The organism is Pseudobutyrivibrio ruminis DSM 9787 (genome assembly GCF_900218035.1).
Taxonomy (GTDB): Bacteria; Bacillota; Clostridia; order Lachnospirales; family Lachnospiraceae; genus Pseudobutyrivibrio; species Pseudobutyrivibrio ruminis.
Window position 1 is genome coordinate 19,585 of the sequence record NZ_OBMR01000002.1, and the last position, 22,207, is coordinate 41,791.

A 22,207-nucleotide genomic window follows, 5' to 3' on the forward strand; every position below is an offset into this window, starting at 1 on the left:
ATAAGTCTATTGACTACTAGATAATGTGGTGGTAGTATAATTCTATCAACACAATATCTAGTAGTTTTTGTTTTAAATCAACTAGATATTGACTGAATATTATATACAATACGATTCATTTTTATATAAAACCCGGAGGCGGAACATGAAAAGATATGTAGTTAAAAAGGATGGCTCACTTGAACCATTTGATGTGCAAAAAGTTGTAGAAGCTGTTGGAAAATCTGCTACACGCGTACTTGTAAAATTTACTCCTGAGCAGGAAAAGTTTATCTGTCAATTCGTTGAAGAAAGAGTGGAGGAACTTGGCCTTGAGAAAATTGAAATTGCGCAAATGCATAACATTGTTGAGGGTGCTTTGGAACGTGTTAACCCTATGGTTGCGAAATCTTACCGCGATTACCGCAATTATAAGCAGGATTTTGTCCAGATGTTGGATGATGTTTATAAGAAGTCTCAAAACATCATGTACATTGGTGACAAGGAAAATTCAAATACTGATTCTGCGCTTGTATCCACAAAACGTTCTTTAATTTTCAATGAGCTTAATAGAGAGCTTTACAAGAAATTCTTCCTTACTACTGAGGAAGTTCAGGCTATTCGTGATGGCTATATCTACATCCACGATATGAACGCCAGAAGAGACACAATGAACTGTTGTCTTTTCGATGTAAAGTCAGTTCTTGAGGGCGGCTTTGAAATGGGCAACATTTTCTACAACGAGCCAAAGAGCTTGGATGTAGCATTTGATGTTATCGGTGATATCGTTCTTTCTGCTGCAAGCCAGCAGTACGGTGGCTTCACTATTCCTCAGGCTGATCAGATTCTTGAGAAATATGCTCAGAAATCATTTGATAAATACATGGAAAAATACATTGCCCTTGGCATTGGTGAGGAAAAGGCTCACGAAGTATCAATGGCAGAAGTAGAAAGAGAAATGGAGCAGGGCTTCCAGGGATGGGAGTACAAGTTCAACACTGTTGCATCTAGCCGTGGTGACTATCCATTTATCACTGTTACAATTGGTCTTGGTACATCAGTATTTGCAAAGATGGCATCAAAGGCATGCTTAAAGGTTCGTTCAATCGGCCAGGGAAAGCCAGGCTTCAAGAAGCCAGTTCTTTTCCCTAAGATTGTATTCCTTTACGATGAAAATCTTCACGGCCCTGGCAAGGAGCTTGAGGATGTTTTTGAAGCAGGTATCGATTGCTCACGCAAGACAATGTATCCTGATTGGCTTTCTCTTACAGGTGAGGGCTACATTGCCAGCATGTACAAGAAATATGGCAAGGTAATTTCACCTATGGGATGTCGTGCATTCCTTTCACCTTGGTACGAAAAGGGTGGTATGAAGCCAGCAGATGAAAATGATGAGCCAGTATTTATTGGCCGTTTCAATATCGGTGCAGTTTCACTCCACTTGCCAATGATTCTTGCAAAGTCTCGTCAGGAATCAAAGGATTTCTACGAAGTGCTTGATTACTATCTTGAAATGATTAGAAAGCTTCACATTCGTACATATGCATACCTTGGAGAAATGCGTGCTAGCACAAATCCACTTGCATACTGCGAGGGAGGCTTCTACGGTGGACACCTTGGTTTCCACGACAAGATTAAGCCACTTCTTAAGGCTGCAACTGCGTCATTTGGTATTACTGCATTTAACGAGCTTCAGGAGCTTTACAATGGCAAATCTCTTGTAGAAGACGGAGATTTTGCTATCGAAGTTCTTAAGCATATCAATGAAAAAGTAAATCAGTTCAAGGAGGAGGATGGCAATCTTTATGCTATCTACGGCACACCAGCTGAGAACCTATGCGGACTTCAGGTAAAGCAGTTTAGAAATAAATACGGAATCGTTGAAAATGTATCTGACAGAGAGTACGTTTCAAACTCATTCCACTGTCATGTTACAGAAGACATCACACCAATTGAAAAGCAGGATTTGGAAGGCAGATTCTGGGAGCTTTCAAATGGTGGAAAGATTCAGTACGTTCGTTACCCAATCAACTACAACCGCGACGCTGTAAAGACACTTGTTCGTCGTGCTATGGCAAAGGGCTTCTACGAAGGAGTTAACCTTTCCCTTTCATACTGTGATGATTGCGGACACGAGGAATTAGAGATGGATGTTTGCCCAGTTTGCGGCAGCAAGAATCTTACAAAAATTGACCGTATGAATGGATACTTGTCATATTCACGTGTAAAGGGAGATACACGTTTGAATGAGGCAAAGATGGCAGAGATTGCTGATAGAAAATCTATGTAGAGGACTTGAAGAATATGAATTACCATAACATTACAAAGGATGACATGCTCAACGGTGACGGCCTTCGCGCTGTACTTTGGGTGGCTGGCTGTGATCATCATTGTAAGGAGTGTCAGAACCCGGTTACTTGGGATCCTGATGGAGGACTTAAATTTGATCAGGCTGCAAAGGATGAATTATACGAGGTCTTATCTCGCGACTATATATCAGGCATAACATTTAGTGGCGGAGATCCACTTTATCCTGGCAATCGTCAGGAAGTGACGGAGCTTGCCCGGGAAATTAGGGAGAGATTTCCCGGCAAGACCGTCTGGCTTTACACAGGCTTCACTTATGAAGAAATAAAATCTCTGGAAATTATGGAATATTTGGATGTTCTGGTTGACGGAGAATTTGAAATTGATAAGATAGATTTGCAGGCAAAATGGAGAGGAAGTATCAATCAGCGTGTTATTGATGTTCCACAGACTAGAAAGCTTGGACAAATCGTTTTGCATGTAGATTAATAAATGGAGAATAAAAATGAATATTAATATTTTGCGTATGACTGATTCTGCAAAGCTTCCTGAGCGTGGCTCAGTATCAGCAGCTGGTTATGATTTATTTGCTGATGTTGCAGAGGATGTTATTATTGCGCCACACGAGACCAAAATGATTGGCACAGGTCTTGCAATGGAGATTCCTGAAGGGTATTTCGGAGGCATTTTTGCTCGTTCCGGATTATCTGCAAAGGAAGGTCTTCGACCAGCAAACTGTGTTGGCGTGGTAGATTCTGATTACAGGGGAGAAATAAAGGTTGCCCTTCACAACGATGGAGAGCAGGCTAGAGTTATTACACCAGCTGAAAAGATTGCTCAGCTTGTGGTTGTACCATTTTTATCTGTTGACTTTAATGAGGTTTCAAATTTATCTGATACCGCTAGAGGAGAAGGCGGATTTGGTTCCACTGGAAAACATTAGTATTTATTACGTTGGCGCCTGGTTTTGTACCAGACGCCTTTCAGCGTTTTTATAAATTATATTGAAAGAGAGTATGATTTTATGGCAAACAAAGTTACTTATGATGCCAGCAGTATATCTGTTTTAGAAGGTCTTGAGGCGGTTAGAAAAAGACCCGGCATGTATATTGGTTCAACATCACGAAAGGGCTTGAACCATCTTATATATGAGATAGTGGACAACTCAGTAGATGAGCATTTGGCCGGTGAGTGCGACACTATTCATGTTACTCTTGAAAAGGACGGCAGCTGTACAGTAGAGGATAATGGTCGTGGTATTCCAGTTGGAATGCATGCAAAGGGTGTGCCTGCTGCACGTCTTGTTTTCTCTACACTTCACGCAGGTGGTAAGTTTGATGACAGTGTCTATAAAACTTCCGGCGGTCTTCACGGTGTAGGTTCTTCAGTTGTAAATGCTCTTAGTACATACATGACTGTAGATATTTCTCGTGAGGGTTACGTTCACCACGATAGATACGAAAGAGGCGTACCTACAGAAAAGCTTGTTGATGGACTTCTTCCAAAGATTGCCAAGACAACAAAGCACGGTACAAAAATCAACTTCCTTCCTGATCCAGAAATCTTCGAAAAGACTTATTTCAAGGAGGAGGATATAAAGTCACGTCTTCATGAGACTGCATACCTTAATCCAGGACTTACAATCAATTATGCAGATTTACGTGGCGAGGAGCCAGAGTATCTCACTTTCCATGAGCCAGAGGGAATCAAAGGCTTTGTAAAGGAGATTAATAAAACTGCAGAAGCTCTTCATGATGTTATTTATTTCAGCGGTAGTGCTGATGGAATCGAGCTAGAGGTTGCATTCCAGTATTGTAACGAATTCAAGGAGAATATCCTTGGCTTCTGTAACAATATCTACAACTCTGAGGGTGGTACACATATCACAGGTTTCAAGACAGTTCTTACAACTGTTATCAATAACTATGCCCGTGAGCTTGGTATCTTAAAGGATAAGGATGCTAATTTCACTGGCGCAGATGTTCGTAACGGAATTACAGCTATTGTTTCTATCAAGCATCCAGATCCTCGTTTCGAAGGACAGACAAAGACAAAGCTTGATAATCCAGATGCTTCAAAGGCTACTCAGAAGATTTGTCAGGATGAGTTTGTTCTCTATTTTGATAGAAACTTAGATACATTAAAGGCAATTATTTCTTGTGCAGAGAAATCTGCAAAGATTCGTAAATCCGAAGAAAAGGCAAAGACAAACCTTCTTACAAAGCAGAAGTTTTCCTTTGACCAGAATGGTAAGCTTGCAAACTGCGAATCAAGAGATGCTAGCAAGTGTGAAATCTTTATCGTAGAGGGAGATTCCGCTGGTGGTTCTGCAAAGATGGCTCGAAATCGTATGTATCAGGCTATCATGCCTATCCGAGGAAAGATTCTTAATGTTGAAAAGGCATCAATGGATAAGGTTCTTGCAAATGCGGAAATCAAGACACTTATCAATGCTTTCGGATGTGGTTTTTCAGAGGGATATGGAAATGACTTCGATATTTCAAAGCTTCGCTATGACAAAATCGTAATCATGGCCGATGCCGACGTTGATGGTGCCCACATCTGTACATTGCTTCTGACATTTTTCTATAGATTTATGCCAGAGCTCATCAAAGAAGGACATGTATACATCGCTATGCCTCCTCTTTACAAGGCTATTCCTACAAAGGGCGAGGAGGAATACCTTTACGATGATGTTGCTCTAGATAAATATCGTAAAAAGATGAATGGAAAGACTTTCACTCTTCAGCGATACAAAGGTCTTGGTGAGATGGACAAGGATCAGCTTTGGGAAACTACACTTGATCCTGAGCGTCGTAAGCTTAAGCTTGTTGAAATTGAGGATGCTCTTATGGCTTCCGAGGTAACAGAGCTTCTTATGGGTAGCGATGTTGCTCCTAGAAAAGACTTTATTTACAAACACGCAAAGGAGGCAGAGATAGATGCCTAGTGAGATTATAAGAACCGAATATTCTGAGATTATGCAGAAATCCTTTATAGACTATTCTATGTCGGTTATCCTTGCACGTGCAGTTCCAGATGTTAGAGATGGTCTTAAGCCTGTACAGCGTCGTACTTTGTACGATATGTACGAGTTAAAGGTTGATTATAATAAACCATATAAAAAAAGTGCCCGTATCGTAGGTGATACCATGGGTAAATATCACCCACATGGTGATAGCTCAATCTACGAAGCACTTGTTGTTATGACACAGGATTTCAAGAAGAGCCTTCCACTTGTTGATGGCCATGGTAACTTTGGTTCCATCGAAGGTGATGGTGCCGCTGCTATGCGTTACACTGAGGCTCGTCTTGCTAAGGTTGCCCAGGAGGTTTATCTTGGGGACCTTGATAAAAACGTTGTAGATTTCGTACCAAACTATGATGAGACAGAAAAGGAGCCAGAGGTTCTTCCTGTTCGTGTTCCTAACATTCTTATCAATGGTTCCGATGGTATTGCCGTAGGTATGGTAACATCAATTCCTCAGCACAACCTAGGTGAGGTTATTGATGGTGTTATTGCCTACATGAAGGATCCAGACATTAACACAGCTCAGATGCTTAAAATAATTCCTGGTCCAGATTTTCCAACTGGTGGCATCATCACTAACAAGGATGATTTGCTTGAGATTTATTCTACAGGTGTTGGTAAAATCAAAATCCGTGGTAAGGCAGAAATCGAAAAGATTAAGGGTGGTAAGGAACAAATCGTAATTACGGAGATTCCTTATCCTATGATTGGTGCCAATATCGGAAAGTTCCTTAATGATATATATTCACTTGTTGAGTCTAAAAAGACCAACGATATTACAGATATTTCAAACCAGTCTTCAAAGGATGGTATGCGAATTATTGTTGAGCTTCGCAAGGGCGCTGATGCTCAAAACGTCCTCAACCTTCTCTACAAGAAGACTCGTCTTGAAGACACATTTGGTGTAAACATGCTTGCTGTTGCTGATGGAAAGCCAGAGACTCTCGGCATCGTTCCAATCATCAGACATCATGTTAACTTCCAGTATGAGCTTTGCACGAGAAAGTACACTCATTTACTTGGTAAAGAGCGTGAGAAAAAGGAAATCCAGGAAGGTTTGATTAAGGCTTGCGATGTTATCGACCTTATCATCGAAATTCTTCGTGGTTCAAAGGATGTAAAGCAGGCTAAGGCTTGTCTTGTTGAAGGTATCACAGAAGGCATCAAGTTCAAGTCTGAGCAGTCGAAAAAGGATGCAGCTTTACTTAAGTTTACTGAGCGTCAGGCTCAGGCTATTCTTGATATGCGTCTCCACAGATTAATAGGTTTGGAAATCGAAGCATTGCGTGGTGATTATGCTGAAACAATGCAGAAGATTGCTGATTATACAAAGATTCTTGAAAGCCGTGCTGAGATGGCAAAGGTTATCATCAAGGATTTACAGGCTATCAAGAAAGAGTATGCTAGAGAGCGCCGCACTGTTATTGATAACGTAGAAGAGGCTGTTGTAGAAGAAAAGCCAATCGAAGAAATCGATGTAGCAGTACTTATCGACAGATTTGCATATGCTCGTGTAGTAGATATGCCTACATTCGAGCGTAATAAAGAAGCAGCAGAGACTGAATCTAAAAAGATAATCTTCTGTAAAAACATAGATAAGATTTGTCTATTTACAGATGATGGCGATATGCATGCGATTAAGGTTCTTAGCCTTCCATTTGGTAAGTTCCGTGATAAGGGGCAGCCAATTGACACAGCAGAAAAGGGCTCAAAGATTGACCTTACAAAGCAGAATCTAATCTTTGCAGATTCAATGGCTAACATTATTCAATCAAGACTTTTATTTGGTACTAAGCAATCTATGATTAAGGTTGTTGAGGGTGCAGAATTTGATGTTACTAGAAAGCAAATTGCTGCAACCAAACTTGCTGACGACGATAAGGTAATTTGTGTTGGCAAGCTTAATCCTGGTAGCTCTGTTGTAATGCAGTCTGCAAAGGATATGTTCCTTCGAATTGAAGGAGATACAATTCCTGAAAAGAAAAAGACAGCAGTTGGTGTCCGTGGAATGAAACTTGGCAAGGGTGACGAGCTTATTAATATTTACATTCTTGGCGAAGGCGAAAATGTAGATGTTAAGGTTAAAGACAAAACAGTTTCAATCGGACGACTTCACATCGCAAGCAGAGACACAAAGGGCGTTAAGAAATGATAAAAAATGTTTATTTTGATTTAGACGGCACACTTGTTGATTCAGCTCCTGGTATTATTGAGGGGCTGAAGGTTGCTCTTACAAAATACGGATACGATATTCCGGATTTTGTTACACTTCGTAAATGCGTAGGGCCACCATTTACATATTCTTTTCCAAAGCTTTTGCATATTAAGGATGAGGATTTTGATGGTGCTGTTGCCGCTTACAGACAGTACTATGATAAGGAAAATGGTATGTTCAATGCCAAGGTTTACGCTGGCATAGAAGAGCTTCTTGCTGCATTAAACAAACGAGGCTATTGTCTTTTTGTTTGTACTTCAAAGCCAGAACCAACTGCTAGAAAGCTTTTGGCAAAGCTTGGTATAGACCATTATTTCACTGATATTTGTGGAGCTACATTGGATGCATCCATAGATACAAAAGCAGAGGTAATAGACTTATGTTTTTCACGTGCACCATGGCACAAAAAGGAAGAAACAGTTCTTGTTGGCGATACTAAGTTCGATGCAGAAGGTGCTGCACAAAGAGGAATCGATTGCATTGGTGTTTCCTGGGGCTTTGGTTCAAAGTGGGATTTGGAAGATGCTGGAGCTGTCACTATTTTAGACTATCCAAATGAGGTGCTTGAATACATTGAAGCAAATTAGACAGAATAGAATCATTCAAATTATATATCCATTGCTTGTTTATTTCTTTGTATATCAGCTTGGAGTATCGTTGCTTCTTGATATCATAGGAGATAAATACGGCAAGCTTTCATGTCTGCTTATAGCAGGCATTGTTTGCATTGTGCCAATGTATATTATTTATTCAAATGTTCCAAAGCTTATTCCGGAGCCTGTTAAAAACAAAAAGCAAGTCCTTGTATATGCGATATGGGTTGTGGCAACAGTAGCTGTGGCAGTTTTACTTAACGTAGCTCTGACCCATAGTGGTTTGGTTGAATCGTCGGCAGGCTTTGCCAGAGCCAATAGCATACTTACTGATGGCGATTTATTAATGAAGGTGTTATGCAACTGTTTAGTAATTCCGATATTGGAGGAATTATTAATGCGAGGGATTCTAACAGGCCAGCTATGCTTATGGTACGGCTCGGTTCCGGCAGTAGTGATTTCCTCAATTTGTTTTGGAATTCTACACAATAATATAGTACAATTCATATATGCAGTATTGATGGGGGCAGCACTTGGAATAATGTATGTTAAAAATAAACGGTTATCTATGTGCATTATTGCTCACTGTTTAATAAATCTTACTGCTATATTATTTGGTTAAATACTGATTATTATCACTTAATCAATACTAAGGAGGAGACTATGGCTCGCACACAAGAAGAAATTAAAGACTCAAAGGCAGGCTTGATTGCCAATATTATCGGAGCGATTGCTTACCTAGCTGTTGGTATTTGTTTGCTCACACTTAATGTAGAGTTTATTTCAAAAGTGGTATATTCATTCTCTATTTTAGGTTTTGGTATTTTATTTATTTGTTTTGGAATGTACTACATGATTAAATATTTCTTTAATCATGAATTTACTAGAATCACTAGCTATGGTTTTACAATGGGGGTCATCCTTGTTGTAATAGGTGCAGTTTTTATCGTAAATGCGGATATTGTATCAGCATTTATTGATGCCCTTGTTTGTCTCATTGGCGTGGTCTTTGGTGCTATCATGCTTCAGCAGTCATTTGCATTGTTCCACATTCAAAGAGGTTCTTGGTTCTTAAGCTTGATTCTCGGAGCAGCTACAATTGCCGCAAGCATTTACCTGCTCTTAACACCTATCAAGATTTTTGATGGAAATGTTTATGCATGCGCTTACTTAGTAGTGGTAGGAGCATTTTCTCTATTTTCATTGTTACTTATGGTGATTGGTCTTAGGGATCATAAAAAGGATTCTAATAGAAACTTTAATCGCAACATGGAGGATTCTCCAATCTCAGGCAAAAACAAAGTAGATGAATCTATTTTTGAGGAAGAGCCTGTAGTTGAGTTTACAGAAGAAACAAAGTCACAGCCTGAGGCTGGCTCAGATGCTTTATTTGAGGAATAGTATGTTATATGGCTAACATCTTTGATTATCTTGACTGGAGAGGGGATGTCCCTTTCAATATAGATCCGTTTAATGAGGTGGATGCGCTGGCTCTTTGCGAGCTGGTGTATGCACCTTTTGATGGTTTAGTGCCTGGTCCTGGCCTAAAAGAAAAAATATCAATAGAAGATCTCAACAAAAAATTCTTTGAAAAATTCACAAAAGAAGGTTTGATGGCAAGAACAGCTTTGACTAAGCTTGCTCCCTTTATTATGCCTAAAATGGCTAAATCTAAAAGATTTGGCGGAATGAAGCTTGCTGGTTTTGTTAATGATGTTGATGCTAAAAAGCAGACTCAGTTTGCTGTTTGCAGCTTTTATTTGCCTGATGGCACTATTTTTGTTGCTTTTAGAGGAACTGACGATACACTTGTTGGATGGAAAGAAGATTTTAACATGTGCTTTTCTGAAGGCACTGGAGGGCAGCTTCAGGCGGCAGATTATCTCAATACTAATTTTGCAAGGACAATGAAAAAGCTTCGAATTGGTGGCCACTCAAAGGGTGGTAATTTTGCTGTTTATGGAAGCACATTCTGCAGGGGTCATATACAGGATAGTATCTTAGAAGTATACAATTTTGATGGACCTGGATTTATTCCGGAAGTCCTCAAAAAGCCTGCTTACAAAGCTATGATTAATAGAGTTCATAAGTTTATTCCGGAAGAATCTATTATTGGAATGCTTATGTATACAGAGGCTAAGATGCAGGTCGTTGTCAGTGATGCAAAAGGGATTAACCAACATGACCCAATGAGCTGGCAGATAAAACGCAATAAATTTGAACAGGTAGATTCAGTCGCTTCGTCTTCAGTTTTAATTGATGAAGTCATCAAGAAATGGTCTGTTCAATTTGATTATGAGACCAGGGCGGCATTTGGTGATGTTTTCTTTTCATCGCTTATTAGCTCATCAGGGGCTACAAGGCTTTCACAGATTACATCTAGCAAAGTCAGGTCTATTGCGTCACTAACAAAAGAGATACAAACTCTTGATCCGAAGAATCAGGCTTTGATTTTGGATGTATTTGGCAAACTTGTGGCTGCAGGTGGCGATAGTCTTAAGCATTCTCTGCTTTCTAAGCTACCTAAAAGTTTAATAATGAGAAAAAACGAGAAATAAAGAGAAAATAAGAGCTTTTTATAGGATTCTTTCGAAAACTACTAACCTTAATTACTTGCAACTGATTCGAGAGAATCCTATTATACTTTTTGTGGTTAGCACTCGACTGAATGGAGTGCTAATAAATGATTCTGATACTTAATTTAGGAGGTAATATAAAATGAAATTAGTTCCATTAACAGATCGCGTTGTATTAAAGCAGTGCGAAGCAGAAGAGACTACAAAGTCTGGTATTATTCTTGCATCCGCAGCACAGGAGAAGCCACAGGAAGCTATGGTTATAGCTGTTGGCCCTGGCGGAATTGTTGACGGTAAGGAAATCACAATGCAGGTTAAGGAAGGCCAGAAGGTTATATATTCAAAGTACGCTGGTACAGAAGTTAAGCTTGAAGGCGAGGAGTACATTATCGTTCGTCAGAATGATATTCTTGCAGTTGTAGAATAATATTTAGGAAAAGAGGTAGATTATTATGGCAAAAGAAATTAAGTATGGCGCTGAAGCAAGACAGGCTCTTGAGGCAGGCGTAGATAAATTAGCAAATACAGTTAGAGTTACTATTGGACCTAAGGGACGTAACGTTGTTCTTGCAAAGTCTTACGGTGCTCCACTTATCACTAACGATGGTGTTACAATCGCAAAGGATGTTGAGCTTGAGGATGCATTCGAAAACATGGGTGCTCAGCTTGTAAAGGAAGTTGCTACAAAGACAAACGATGTAGCAGGTGATGGTACAACAACAGCTACAGTTTTAGCACAGGCTATGGTAAAGGAAGGTATGAAGAACCTTGCTGCTGGCGCAAACCCAATCGTTCTTAGAAAGGGTATGAAGAAGGCTACAGATTGTGCTGTTAAGGCTATTCTTGAAATGTCTAAGGCTGTAGATGGCAAGGAACAGATCGCTCGTGTTGCTGCAATTTCAGCTGGCGATGATGAAGTAGGTCAGATGGTAGCTGACGCTATGGAAAAGGTTTCTAACGATGGTGTTATCACAATCGAGGAATCAAAGACAATGCAGACAGAGCTTGACCTTGTAGAAGGTATGCAGTTTGACAGAGGTTATATTTCAGCTTACATGTGCACAGACATGGACAAGATGGAAGCAAACCTTGATGATCCATATATTCTTATTACAGACAAGAAGATTTCTAACATTCAGGAACTCCTTCCACTTCTTGAGCAGGTTGTTCAGTCAGGTGCTAGACTTCTTATCATTGCTGAGGATATCGAGGGCGAGGCTCTTACAACTCTTATCCTTAACAAGCTTCGTGGAACATTCAACGTTGTTGCTGTTAAGGCTCCAGGATATGGTGACAGACGTAAGGAAATGCTTCAGGATATCGCAATCCTTACAGGTGGTCAGGTAATTTCTGAGGAAGTTGGTCTTGAGCTTAAGGATGCAACTCTTGAGCAGCTTGGTCGTGCTAAGTCTGTAAAGGTTAACAAGGAGAACACAGTTATCGTTGATGGTCTTGGTGATAAGGCTGCAATCGAGGCTCGTGTATCTCAGATTCGTGGACAGATTGATGAGACAACATCAGAGTTCGATAAAGAAAAGCTTCAGGAAAGACTTGCTAAGCTTGCAGGTGGTGTTGCAGTTATCCGTGTAGGTGCTGCTACAGAAACAGAAATGAAGGAAGCTAAGCTTCGTATGGAAGATGCTCTTAATGCTACACGTGCTGCTGTAGAGGAAGGTATCATCCAGGGTGGTGGATCTGCTTACATCCACGTTCAGAAGGAAGTTGCAGCTCTTGCTGATACACTTTCTGGTGATGAGAAGACAGGTGCAAATGTTATCGTTAAGGCCCTTGAAGCTCCATTATTCTACATTGCTGCAAATGCAGGTCTTGAGGGATCTGTTATTATTAACAAGGTACGTGAGTCAGAAGTTGGTATTGGTTTCGATGCTTACAACGAAGAGTATGTAAACATGGTTAAGGCTGGTATCCTTGATCCTGTTAAGGTTACAAGAACAGCTCTCTTGAATGCTGCTTCTGTTGCTGCAACACTCCTTACAACAGAGTCTGTTGTTGCAGATATTAAAGATCCTGCTGCTGATGCTGCAGCTGCCGCTGCTGCAGGTGCTGGCATGGGCGGAATGTACTAAAATAAAATAGACATTCAATAAGAATAAAAATATAGTCCTCGACCCAAATTTATTTGGAAAGAGGACTTATTTTTATTTTTATTAGATTTGGCTATCAAACATGTATGAGCATTTAATTTTGTGCGCAAGCGCAAAATATGAACTCGAAGAGTTCAAAATGCGAATACATGTGAGAATAGCCAGGAATGTCTATTTTATCTAGAATACTTTTTTAGTCATGAGAATAGTATCAGTATTAAAAATGTGAAGATAGCCTTAATGTCTATTTTATTTAATAATACTTGTTTAATTTATTTATTTCTTATGGTATTATAAGTCTCGGTGTTTTTGTTTAACACAGAGTATTTTTTGAGGTGATTTATGAGCAAAGTTGCAATTCTTACAGATAGCAATAGTGGCATTACACAGGCACAGGCCAAGGACTATGGAGTTTTTGTTATACCTATGCCTTTTTATATTGATGGTGAGTTATATTACGAGGATATCGATTTAACTCAGGAACAGTTCTATGAGAAGCTTACACAGGGCGGCGAGATTACTACTTCAATGCCTATCACAGGAAATCTTATGGATACATGGGATAAGCTTCTTAAAGATTATGATGAAATAGTTTATATTCCTATGTCTAGCGGTTTATCTTCATCTTGCGCTACAGCAAAGATGCTGGCAGAGGATTACGATGGCAAGGTTGTAGTTGTAGATAATCAGCGTATCTCAGTTACACAGAAGCTCTCAGCGCTTGAGGCTAAAAAGCTTGCAGATTTAGGAAAGAGTGCACAGGAAATCTGTGATGCTCTTATGGAAATCAAGTCTTTATCTACCATCTACATCACTGTAGATACACTAGAATACCTTAAAAAGGGCGGAAGACTTACTCCAGCAGTTGCTGCAATCGGTTCATTGTTAAAGATTAAGCCAGTACTTTCAATCTACGGAGAGAAGCTTGATAAGTATTCAATGGCTCGTACAGTTAAGGCTGCAAAGCAGACTATGATTGAAGCATTAAAAAAGGATATGCAAAATGTCCTTCATACAGACAATCTTGATGATGTTGTGATTTCTATAGCTCACACACAGAATCAGGAAGCCGCAGAAAAATTTAAAGAAGAATTAGAAGCTGAATTCCCAGGCAAAGAAATCTGGATAGATCCGTTATCACTTTCAGTTTCATGTCACATTGGACCAGGCGCACTTGCTTGTACAGTGACTAAGAAATTGATTGATATAAATTAATTTAATTGTAATTTAGGAGGATTGTTATGGTTAAAGCAGTTGTAGGTGCCAATTGGGGCGATGAAGGCAAAGGAAAGATTACAGACATGATGGCAGCGAATGCTGATATCATTGTTCGTTTTCAGGGTGGTGCAAATGCAGGACACACTATCGTAAACAACTATGGTAAGTTCGCGCTTCACACATTACCTTCAGGTGTATTCTATAATCACACCACTAGCATCATTGGAAATGGCGTCGCATTGAATATTCCTATCCTTATCAAAGAGATTAACTCTATTGTAGAGAAAGGAGTACCAGCACCTCGCATTCTTGTGTCTGATAGAGCACAGATTGTTATGCCATATCACATCCTTTTTGATCAATACGAGGAAGAACGTCTTGGAAAGGCTTCTTTCGGTTCAACAAAGAGCGGTATAGCTCCTTTCTACTCAGATAAATACGCAAAAATCGGTTATCAGGTTCAGGAGCTTTTTGATGATGAGCTTTTGAAGGAAAAGGTTGTTCGTACATGTGATCAGAAGAATGTTCTTCTTGAGCATTTATATCACAAGCCACTCCTTAATCCAGAGGAGCTCCTTGAGACATTACATGAATACCGCGATATGATTGCTCCTTATGTTTGCGATACTTCAGCATTCCTTTGGAACGCACTTAAAGAAAATAAAACTATCCTTCTTGAAGGCCAGCTTGGTACTTTGAAGGATCCTGACCATGGTATTTACCCAATGGTTACATCTTCATCAACACTTGCTCCATACGGTTGTATCGGCGCTGGTATTCCAGCACAGGAGCTTAAGCAGGTTGTTACAGTATGTAAGGCATACTCTTCAGCAGTAGGTGCAGGTGCATTTGTTTCTGAAATCTTCGGTGATGAAGCTGATGAGCTTAGACGTCGCGGTGGCGATGGCGGTGAGTTTGGTGCTACTACAGGTCGTCCACGTCGTATGGGATGGTTCGATTGCGTTGCGTCTAAGTACGGCTGTAGAATGCAGGGTACAACAGATGTAGCATTTACAGTTGTTGATGTGCTTGGATATCTTGATGAAATCCCTGTATGCGTTGGCTATGAAATCGATGGTGAGGTTACTACAGACTTTCCTGTTACTAGCAAGCTTGAAAAGGCTAAGCCAGTACTTAAGACACTTCCAGGATGGAAGACAGATATTCGTGGAATTAAGAAATACGAAGATCTCCCAGAGAACTGCAGAAACTACATTGAGTTTATTGAGAAAGAAATTGGATTCCCAATCACAATGGTTTCAAACGGTCCTGGAAGAGATGATATCATCTACAGATAATTATTTCGAAGCTGGAGCTTATGGCTCTGGCTTCTTTGTTTGTTAATACTTTTTTGTTATACTAAATAAAGAATATTTTCTTGGAGGAAATGATGAAGAAGTTTATTTCAAAGAATTATAAAGGCATATTTCTTGCACTGGCCATTGTTTTGCTTATTGTGGTTTTGATTATTACTTTGTATTCTAAAAACCCAGTAAAAATGATACAAAATCTTGATAACTCTGAAGATACTGCTGAAGTTTTGGATGAAGCTAGTGAAATAGAAGATGAAGGCGAGAATGTTATATTGCTTGATAATGAAGAAGTTTATAGCTTCCAGATTACTGATAGTAATAATATTATGCTGACCTTCGAAAGAGATGGCGATGACTGGGTTTATCCAGATGATTCCACCATTGATATAAATGAAGAAAGAATAGAAAAGCTGTTAAATTATATTACCGATGTTCGATTCGTGGATGTAATTGTTAATGATAGTGAAGATGGAGATGGTGATGAATATGGTTTGAATCAGGACTCACCTGTATACACTATAAAAGATGCAAACGGCTATTCAACATTTATTTCAATAGGTAAAACTGATGATAAGACTGGTCAGGTTTACTTTGCATTAAACTATGATTTTTCTACTGTTTATGTAAATAGTGGAAAACTAGCAGGTGTTAATAAATATGCAATCGAAGATTTAATACAGTAACAGTTTAAAAAGCCTATTTATACATAGTTTACATATTTTTATAGCTGTGTTATTATATATCGGTACGAAATTTACTGTAACTCAGGTTTTGGACACTCCGACCTTTTCCTTAGTTACGGCATATTAAAAGTTTTTAGGAGGTAGTTAAAATGATTACAAAAGAGAAGAAGCAGGCAATTATCAATGAGTATGCTAGAACAGCTGGTGACACAGGTTCTCCAGAGGTTCAGATCGCTGTTCTTACAGCTCGTATTTCTGAGCTCACAGAGCACCTTAAGGCTAACCCAGGTGACCATCATTCACGTCGTGGTATGATGAAGATGGTTGGTAAGAGAAGAAACCTTCTTGCATACCTTAAGAATACTGACATTGAGAGATATCGTTCAATCATTGAGCGTCTTGGCTTAAGAAAGTAATCTATAAGAGCGGAGTATTGCTTACTCCGCTCATTTTCTTATTTGTTTTTCGATTTCAAGCAAGATCCGAAGCCACTGAATTAGGAGAGTATAACTCTTCGTTTTCAGTAGTTTCGGGTTGATGCTTAAATAATAAAATATTTGAAGGAGAAAACCATGAAGACATTTACAATGGATTTGGCTGGTAGAACACTTCGTGTTGATATCGGCAGAGTTGCTGCACAGGCTAATGGAGCAGCATTTATTCAGTATGGTGAGACTACAGTTCTTTCAACTGCAACTGCATCAGACAAGCCTAGGGATGGTATCGATTTCTTCCCACTCTCTGTTGAGTTTGAAGAAAAGACATACGCTGTTGGTAAAATCCCTGGTGGTTTCAATAAGAGAGAGGGTAAGGCATCTGAGAACTCAGTTCTTACATCTCGTGTTATTGATAGACCTATGCGTCCACTTTTCCCAAAGGATTATCGTAATGATGTAACACTTAACAACATGGTTATGGCAGTAGATCCACAGTGCCGTCCTGAGCTTGTTGCTATGCTCGGTGCAGCTATTGCTACATGTATTTCAGATATCCCATTTGATGGCCCTTGCGCTATGACACAGATGGGTATGATCGATGGAGAGTTTATCGTAAACCCTTCACAGGAGCAGTGGGATAAGGGCGACCTTAAGCTTACAGTTGCTTCTACAAGAGAAAAGGTTATTATGATTGAAGCTGGCGCAAACATCATCCCAGAGGATAAGATGATTGAAGCTATCTACAAGTGTCATGATGTTAACCAGACAGTTATCGCATTCATCGACGAGATGGTTAAGGAATGCGGTAAGCCAAAGCATGAGTATACATCATGCGCAATTCCTGAGGAGCTCTTCGTAAAGATGAAGGAAATCGTTACTCCTGAGGAGATGGAAGGTGCTGTATTCACAGACGAGAAGCAGGTTCGTGAGGAGAATATCCGTCAGATTACTGAGCGTCTTGAAGAAGCATTTGCTGATAACGAAGAATGGCTTGCTGTTCTTGGTGAGGCAATTTACCAGTACGAGAAAAAGACAGTACGTAAGATGATTCTTAAGGATCACAAGCGTCCAGATGGTCGTGAGATCACACAGATTCGTCCACTTGCTGCAGAAGTAGATATTATTCCACGTGTTCACGGTTCATCTATGTTCACTCGTGGACAAACACAGATTTGCGATGTTGTAACTCTTGCTCCTCTTTCAGAGGCTCAGAAGATCGATGGTCTTGATGCTTTCGTTACTGAGAAGAGATACATGCATCACTATAACTTCCCTGCATACTCAGTAGGTGAGACAAAGCCTTCTAGAGGACCAGGACGTAGAGAAATTGGACACGGTGCACTTGCAGAGAGAGCACTTCTTCCAGTACTTCCTACACCAGAAGAATTCCCATATGCAATCCGTGCTGTATCTGAGACATTCGAGTCAAATGGTTCTACATCAATGGCTTCAACATGTGCTTCATGTATGTCACTTATGGCAGCTGGTGTACCTATCAAGGCTATGGTTGCTGGTATTTCTTGCGGTCTTGTTACAGGCGATACAGATGACGATTTCGTTCTTCTTACAGATATCCAGGGTCTTGAAGATTTCTTCGGAGACATGGACTTCAAGGTTACAGGTACAAAAGAAGGTATCACAGCTATCCAGATGGATATCAAGATTCACGGTCTTACACGTCCAATCGTTGAAGGTGCTATCGCACGTTGCCGCGAGGCTAGATTCTTCATCATGGACAACTGCATGAGCAAGGCAATCGCTGAGCCACGTAAGGAAGTTGGCGAGTATGCTCCAAAGATTATCCAGCTTTCAATTGATCCAGAGAAGATTGGTGATGTTGTTGGTCAGCGTGGAAAGACAATCAACGAAATCATTGCTAGATGTGATGTTAAGATTGATATTACAGATGACGGAAATGTTTCAATCTGTGGTACAGATGCTGCAAAGATGGATGAGGCTAAGAGAATGATCGAAATCATTACAACTGATTTCGAGCAGGGCCAGATTCTTACAGGTAAGGTTGTAAGCATCAAGGAATTCGGTGCATTTATCGAGTTCGCTCCAGGCAAGGAAGGAATGGTTCACATTTCTAAGATTGCTAAGGAAAGAATTGACAGAGTGGAAGATGTTCTTACTCTTGGTGATACTGTTAAGGTTGTATGCCTTGGCAAGGACAAGATGGGACGCATCAGCTTCTCTATTAAGGATGTTCAGTAAAATTAGATTTTATTTGGCGCCTGACATTAGTCAGGCGCATTTTTTAAGGAAAAACTATGTTACTTAATGTTTCGCATATTTTTAAATCATTTGGAGAAGATGGCATTATAAAAGATGCCACTTTTACTGTGGATGAGGGTTCTAAAGTAGCTATCGTTGGTAACAATGGAACAGGAAAGTCGACCCTATTAAAAATAATAGTTGGAGATTTACCAGCGGACAGTGGTGAAGTTACTCTTAAGAAAGATGCTACAATGGGCTATTTAGCTCAGTATCAGGAGGATTCCTTTGGTAGTAGCATTTTAGATACAGTGCTTAGTGCCCGTGAAGATTTGCTTTCCATGGAAAAACGTCTTTCAGACATGGAAATGGAGATGTCAAATCTTGATAGTAAAGATGCTGCGGCCTTTATGGAGAATTATCATAAGTTACAGCATCAATTTGATTTATTAGGTGGATATACATTCCGTTCGGAAGCTGTAGGCATATTAAAAGGCCTTGGTTTTGAAGGGGATGATTTGAATAAAAGCATGAATGAGCTTTCTGGAGGTCAAAAGACACGTGTTAGTTTGGGACGTCTTCTTGCATCATCGCCAGATTTGCTCTTATTAGACGAGCCTATAAACCATTTGGATTTGAATTCAATCGTGTGGTTGGAAGGATATTTATCTTCATATAAAGGCGCAGTTGTAATTGTTGCTCATGATCGATATTTCCTTGATAAAATTGTAGATCATGTTGTTGATTTATCCTACGGACGCACTAGTGTATATACAGGAAACTATACAGCTTTTTCTGAGCAAAAGGCTTTATATCAGCTCACTTATGAGCGCAGTTATGAAAAGCAGCAAAAGGAAATAGAACACCAGAAAGCTGTTATTGAAAAGCTTCAATCCTTCAACAGAGAAAAATCCATAAAAAGAGCTGAAAGCAGAAAGAAAATGCTTGATAAGATTGATATTATGGATGCTCCCGATAAGGATATGCCTAGAATGCGACTCACTCTTGAGGTGGAAAAGGAAAGTGGCAAGGATGTTTTAGATTTTTCTCATGTGACAAAATCATATGATGATAAAAATATCTTTACAGACTTATCCTTTGAGGTTCATAAAGGGGATAGAATTGCCATTTTAGGTGATAATGGTACAGGAAAGACTACAATCCTTAAGTGTATCAATGGTCTCACGGATTTTGAATCTGGAGAGATTCGCTTTGGAGCAAATGTTACTGTAGGATATTATGACCAGGAGCAACAGGGGCTTACTGAGTCAAACACTATCTTTAGTGAGCTTCATGATGCATATCCATATCTTACAGAGACACAGGTTAGAAACACATTAGCTGCATTTATGTTTACAGAGGATGATGTTTTTAAACGCATTAGCGAGTTATCAGGTGGAGAGCGCGGACGTGTTTCTCTTGCAAAGCTTATGCTTTCTAAGTCTAATCTTTTAATCCTTGATGAGCCTACAAACCATCTAGATATGGATTCGAAAGAAATGCTTGAGGAAGCACTTAACGAATATGATGGAACTTTGCTTTATGTAAGTCACGATAGATATTTTGTTAACCGTACTGCAAATATGATTCTTGAACTTTCAAATGGTCATTTTACAAAGTACCTTGGCAATTACGATGATTATATTGCAAAGAAGGAACAGCTTTCTGTAGCAAATGTTGTCTCAACCCAGGAATCTGTAGCTGATTCTAACGCTACAGCTGCAAAGCTTGATTTTAAAGAACAAAAGAGAATTGAAGCAGAAAAGAGAAAGCTTCAAAACAAAATCTCAAAAATTGAAGAAGAGATAGAAAAACTAGAAGAAAAAAAGGCAAAGATTCAAGACGAATTCTTAAAGCCAGAGAATATGACAAATTCTGCAAAACTCAACGAATTAACTGCAGAACAGAATGAAATAGATTCAAAATTGGAAGATTTATATTCTCAGTGGGAGGAGTTAAGTTTATCTTAAGCATTTATTAAGTCTTTGTTAAAATCTTGACATAGTTTTTGTGTGATTTTATAATTAAGATTGAAAATTGTAATTAGGAGGTATATGGTTTGGATAAACAGATTTCACAAGCAGTCATCAGAAGACTTCCTAGGTACTACAGATATTTGGGCGAACTTTTAGACGATGGTGTTGAAAGAATTTCATCAAATGATTTAAGCAAGAGAATGCATGTTACAGCATCTCAGATTAGACAGGATCTTAACAACTTTGGTGGTTTTGGCCAGCAGGGTTATGGATATAATGTTGCATACTTACATGATGAAATAGGAAATATCTTGGGAGTTAACGAAACACATAATGTTATCGTTATCGGCGCTGGTAACTTAGGCCAGGCTATTGCAGGTTATGTTAAATTTGAGCGTGTAGGCTTCAAAATTATTGGATTATTCGATGTTAATCCTGAGCTTAAAGGAAAGTTGGTTAGAGACATTCCTGTTCAGATGCTTGACGAGCTTCCAGAATTCATTAAGCATAATGATGTTGAGATTGCAGCTTTGACATTGCCAAAGTCAAACGCCAGATCTACAGCTTTAAAGCTTGTTTCTCTTGGTGTTCATGCAATTTGGAACTTTGCTCATGTTGATTTAGATGATATTCCTGATGTTATTATAGAGAATGTTCATTTATCAGATAGTTTGATGCAACTTTCTTATAACATTACTCAACAGAAGTAGGTGAATGTATATGGCGGACAGGGATTTTACAACTGCCATTTCCAAAATCAAGGTTCCTATGCTTATTTTGGATCAGAAATGGCATAGACTTTTTGCTTTAGGTGGAAAGCCAGAACAGGTTAAAGAGCTTGAAAAGCAGGAAAATGACTTACTGAAACGTGAGGCTGAGCTTAAAAAGGAACTTAAAGACCTAAAGAAGGTCAAAGAGAATTTAATGGCTTCAGTCATGTCCAATATGGAAGGAACATCAGATTTGGTTTCCAAGAAGTTGGATGATGATAAAAGGCTTTTGGAAGAGTGCAAAGAACGTATTGAGTCAAATGAAGACGAGCTTAGTGAGCTTCCACAGAAGACAGATGATGTTAATCGAGAATTGATGTTGGCTACCATGGATTATTGCTATGACAAACTTCGCACTAATTCCACAGAAGCCGAGGAAATCACTAACTGGATTAAGGACGTCAGGGTTCAGCTTAAGAAAAACGTTATTCGTAAGCATAATCGTGAGATTAACAATAAAGAGATTTATTCATATATGCATGATGTTTTTGGTATGGAAGTGCTAAATCTATTTGATATGCAGAATGGAGATTTCTATATTGGCACAATCGATGACAAGGGCGAGCCAGTTAAAGCAGCTGCAGACAAGCAGGATGATAACGACAAAACAGATTTATCTGATATTCAGCTTGAAGAGGTAGATTTGGAAGCTGTTTCTAAAGAATCAAAAGAAGATACAGAGGAAGCTGAGTCTTCCGCAGACGAATAGAATTCACTGTTTTTTAAAAGACTAAACACTATAATGTTTAGTCTTTTTCTTATATATATGGTATCATTATTAGTGTGA

19 protein-coding genes are annotated in these 22,207 nt (G+C 39.3%); all 19 read left to right on the top strand.

Going from position 1 to position 22,207, the window contains the following annotated elements; all coding sequences use genetic code 11:
• Positions 1-145 precede the first annotated feature (145 nt).
• The 19 genes from nrdD (at position 146) to CRN97_RS00205 (ending at position 22,129) form a co-directional block, all read left to right on the top strand.
• Positions 146-2,269, top strand: a complete 2,124-nt coding sequence (gene nrdD, locus CRN97_RS00115) for an anaerobic ribonucleoside-triphosphate reductase (protein WP_044934310.1) — start codon at positions 146-148, stop codon at positions 2,267-2,269.
• A gap of 14 nt (positions 2,270-2,283) precedes the next feature.
• On the top strand, positions 2,284-2,775 hold the full coding sequence (nrdG, locus tag CRN97_RS00120) for an anaerobic ribonucleoside-triphosphate reductase activating protein (protein WP_044934312.1): 492 nt from the start codon (positions 2,284-2,286) through the stop codon (positions 2,773-2,775).
• A 16-nt stretch (positions 2,776-2,791) separates the two neighbouring features.
• Positions 2,792-3,229 carry a dUTP diphosphatase gene (gene dut, locus CRN97_RS00125; RefSeq protein ID WP_097075415.1) on the top strand — a complete coding sequence of 146 codons (438 nt, stop codon included), beginning with the start codon at positions 2,792-2,794 and terminating at the stop codon, positions 3,227-3,229.
• Between the two features lie 81 nt (positions 3,230-3,310).
• Positions 3,311-5,236 (top strand): DNA gyrase/topoisomerase IV subunit B, encoded by a 1,926-nt coding sequence (locus tag CRN97_RS00130; protein ID WP_090393998.1) that lies wholly within the window; start codon positions 3,311-3,313, stop codon positions 5,234-5,236.
• Complete coding sequence (locus CRN97_RS00135; RefSeq protein ID WP_074790468.1) at positions 5,229-7,469, top strand: DNA gyrase/topoisomerase IV subunit A; 2,241 nt, start codon at positions 5,229-5,231, stop codon at positions 7,467-7,469. Before CRN97_RS00130 ends, CRN97_RS00135 begins: the two co-directional genes overlap by 8 nt.
• The gene (locus CRN97_RS00140; RefSeq protein WP_033154055.1) at positions 7,466-8,119 is read left to right on the top strand and encodes an HAD hydrolase-like protein; all 654 of its coding nucleotides are present in this window, start codon (positions 7,466-7,468) and stop codon (positions 8,117-8,119) included. Before CRN97_RS00135 ends, CRN97_RS00140 begins: the two co-directional genes overlap by 4 nt.
• Positions 8,106-8,747: a CPBP family intramembrane glutamic endopeptidase gene (locus tag CRN97_RS00145; protein WP_179670628.1), complete on the top strand. Its 642-nt coding sequence runs from the start codon at positions 8,106-8,108 to the stop codon at positions 8,745-8,747. Before CRN97_RS00140 ends, CRN97_RS00145 begins: the two co-directional genes overlap by 14 nt.
• A 41-nt stretch (positions 8,748-8,788) precedes the next feature.
• A complete protein-coding gene (locus CRN97_RS00150; RefSeq protein WP_097075417.1) occupies positions 8,789-9,526 on the top strand; it encodes a DUF308 domain-containing protein in 738 nt (245 codons plus the stop codon).
• Between the two features lie 8 nt (positions 9,527-9,534).
• On the top strand, positions 9,535-10,683 hold the full coding sequence (locus CRN97_RS00155; protein WP_097075418.1) for an Mbeg1-like protein: 1,149 nt from the start codon (positions 9,535-9,537) through the stop codon (positions 10,681-10,683).
• A gap of 160 nt (positions 10,684-10,843) precedes the next feature.
• Positions 10,844-11,128 carry a co-chaperone GroES gene (locus CRN97_RS00160; RefSeq protein WP_033154058.1) on the top strand — a complete coding sequence of 95 codons (285 nt, stop codon included), beginning with the start codon at positions 10,844-10,846 and terminating at the stop codon, positions 11,126-11,128.
• Positions 11,129-11,153: 25 nt separating this feature from the next.
• Positions 11,154-12,788: a chaperonin GroEL gene (gene groL / locus CRN97_RS00165; protein ID WP_074790478.1), complete on the top strand. Its 1,635-nt coding sequence runs from the start codon at positions 11,154-11,156 to the stop codon at positions 12,786-12,788.
• A gap of 360 nt (positions 12,789-13,148) precedes the next feature.
• A complete protein-coding gene (locus tag CRN97_RS00170; RefSeq protein ID WP_097075419.1) occupies positions 13,149-14,021 on the top strand; it encodes a DegV family protein in 873 nt (290 codons plus the stop codon).
• 26 nt (positions 14,022-14,047) lie between these two features.
• Positions 14,048-15,322 (top strand): adenylosuccinate synthase, encoded by a 1,275-nt coding sequence (locus tag CRN97_RS00175; protein ID WP_044934328.1) that lies wholly within the window; start codon positions 14,048-14,050, stop codon positions 15,320-15,322.
• Between the two features lie 92 nt (positions 15,323-15,414).
• Positions 15,415-16,020: a DUF4340 domain-containing protein gene (locus CRN97_RS00180; protein ID WP_179670629.1), complete on the top strand. Its 606-nt coding sequence runs from the start codon at positions 15,415-15,417 to the stop codon at positions 16,018-16,020.
• A 149-nt stretch (positions 16,021-16,169) separates the two neighbouring features.
• A complete protein-coding gene (gene rpsO, locus CRN97_RS00185; RefSeq protein WP_028247035.1) occupies positions 16,170-16,436 on the top strand; it encodes a 30S ribosomal protein S15 in 267 nt (88 codons plus the stop codon).
• A 156-nt stretch (positions 16,437-16,592) separates the two neighbouring features.
• The gene (locus CRN97_RS00190) at positions 16,593-18,674 is read left to right on the top strand and encodes a polyribonucleotide nucleotidyltransferase (protein ID WP_097075421.1); all 2,082 of its coding nucleotides are present in this window, start codon (positions 16,593-16,595) and stop codon (positions 18,672-18,674) included.
• Between the two features lie 56 nt (positions 18,675-18,730).
• Positions 18,731-20,644, top strand: a complete 1,914-nt coding sequence (locus CRN97_RS00195) for an ABC-F family ATP-binding cassette domain-containing protein (RefSeq protein WP_097075422.1) — start codon at positions 18,731-18,733, stop codon at positions 20,642-20,644.
• An 89-nt stretch (positions 20,645-20,733) separates the two neighbouring features.
• Positions 20,734-21,360: a redox-sensing transcriptional repressor Rex gene (locus tag CRN97_RS00200; protein ID WP_033154065.1), complete on the top strand. Its 627-nt coding sequence runs from the start codon at positions 20,734-20,736 to the stop codon at positions 21,358-21,360.
• Positions 21,361-21,370: 10 nt separating this feature from the next.
• Entirely contained in the window at positions 21,371-22,129 is a 759-nt protein-coding gene (locus CRN97_RS00205; protein ID WP_097075423.1) for a hypothetical protein, read from the top strand.
• Positions 22,130-22,207 lie beyond the last annotated feature (78 nt).

Bases quoted from the DNA above. Each gene is read 5' to 3' on its own strand.
- nrdD (WP_044934310.1), top strand. From the start codon at position 146: ATGAAAAGATATGTAGTTAAAAAGGATGGCTCACTTGAACCATTTGAT.
- nrdG (WP_044934312.1), top strand. From the start codon at position 2,284: ATGAATTACCATAACATTACAAAGGATGACATGCTCAACGGTGACGGC.
- dut (WP_097075415.1), top strand. From the start codon at position 2,792: ATGAATATTAATATTTTGCGTATGACTGATTCTGCAAAGCTTCCTGAG.
- CRN97_RS00130 (WP_090393998.1), top strand. From the start codon at position 3,311: ATGGCAAACAAAGTTACTTATGATGCCAGCAGTATATCTGTTTTAGAA.
- CRN97_RS00135 (WP_074790468.1), top strand. From the start codon at position 5,229: ATGCCTAGTGAGATTATAAGAACCGAATATTCTGAGATTATGCAGAAA.
- CRN97_RS00140 (WP_033154055.1), top strand. From the start codon at position 7,466: ATGATAAAAAATGTTTATTTTGATTTAGACGGCACACTTGTTGATTCA.
- CRN97_RS00150 (WP_097075417.1), top strand. From the start codon at position 8,789: ATGGCTCGCACACAAGAAGAAATTAAAGACTCAAAGGCAGGCTTGATT.
- CRN97_RS00155 (WP_097075418.1), top strand. From the start codon at position 9,535: ATGGCTAACATCTTTGATTATCTTGACTGGAGAGGGGATGTCCCTTTC.
- CRN97_RS00160 (WP_033154058.1), top strand. From the start codon at position 10,844: ATGAAATTAGTTCCATTAACAGATCGCGTTGTATTAAAGCAGTGCGAA.
- groL (WP_074790478.1), top strand. From the start codon at position 11,154: ATGGCAAAAGAAATTAAGTATGGCGCTGAAGCAAGACAGGCTCTTGAG.
- CRN97_RS00170 (WP_097075419.1), top strand. From the start codon at position 13,149: ATGAGCAAAGTTGCAATTCTTACAGATAGCAATAGTGGCATTACACAG.
- CRN97_RS00175 (WP_044934328.1), top strand. From the start codon at position 14,048: ATGGTTAAAGCAGTTGTAGGTGCCAATTGGGGCGATGAAGGCAAAGGA.
- CRN97_RS00180 (WP_179670629.1), top strand. From the start codon at position 15,415: ATGAAGAAGTTTATTTCAAAGAATTATAAAGGCATATTTCTTGCACTG.
- rpsO (WP_028247035.1), top strand. From the start codon at position 16,170: ATGATTACAAAAGAGAAGAAGCAGGCAATTATCAATGAGTATGCTAGA.
- CRN97_RS00190 (WP_097075421.1), top strand. From the start codon at position 16,593: ATGAAGACATTTACAATGGATTTGGCTGGTAGAACACTTCGTGTTGAT.
- CRN97_RS00195 (WP_097075422.1), top strand. From the start codon at position 18,731: ATGTTACTTAATGTTTCGCATATTTTTAAATCATTTGGAGAAGATGGC.
- CRN97_RS00205 (WP_097075423.1), top strand. From the start codon at position 21,371: ATGGCGGACAGGGATTTTACAACTGCCATTTCCAAAATCAAGGTTCCT.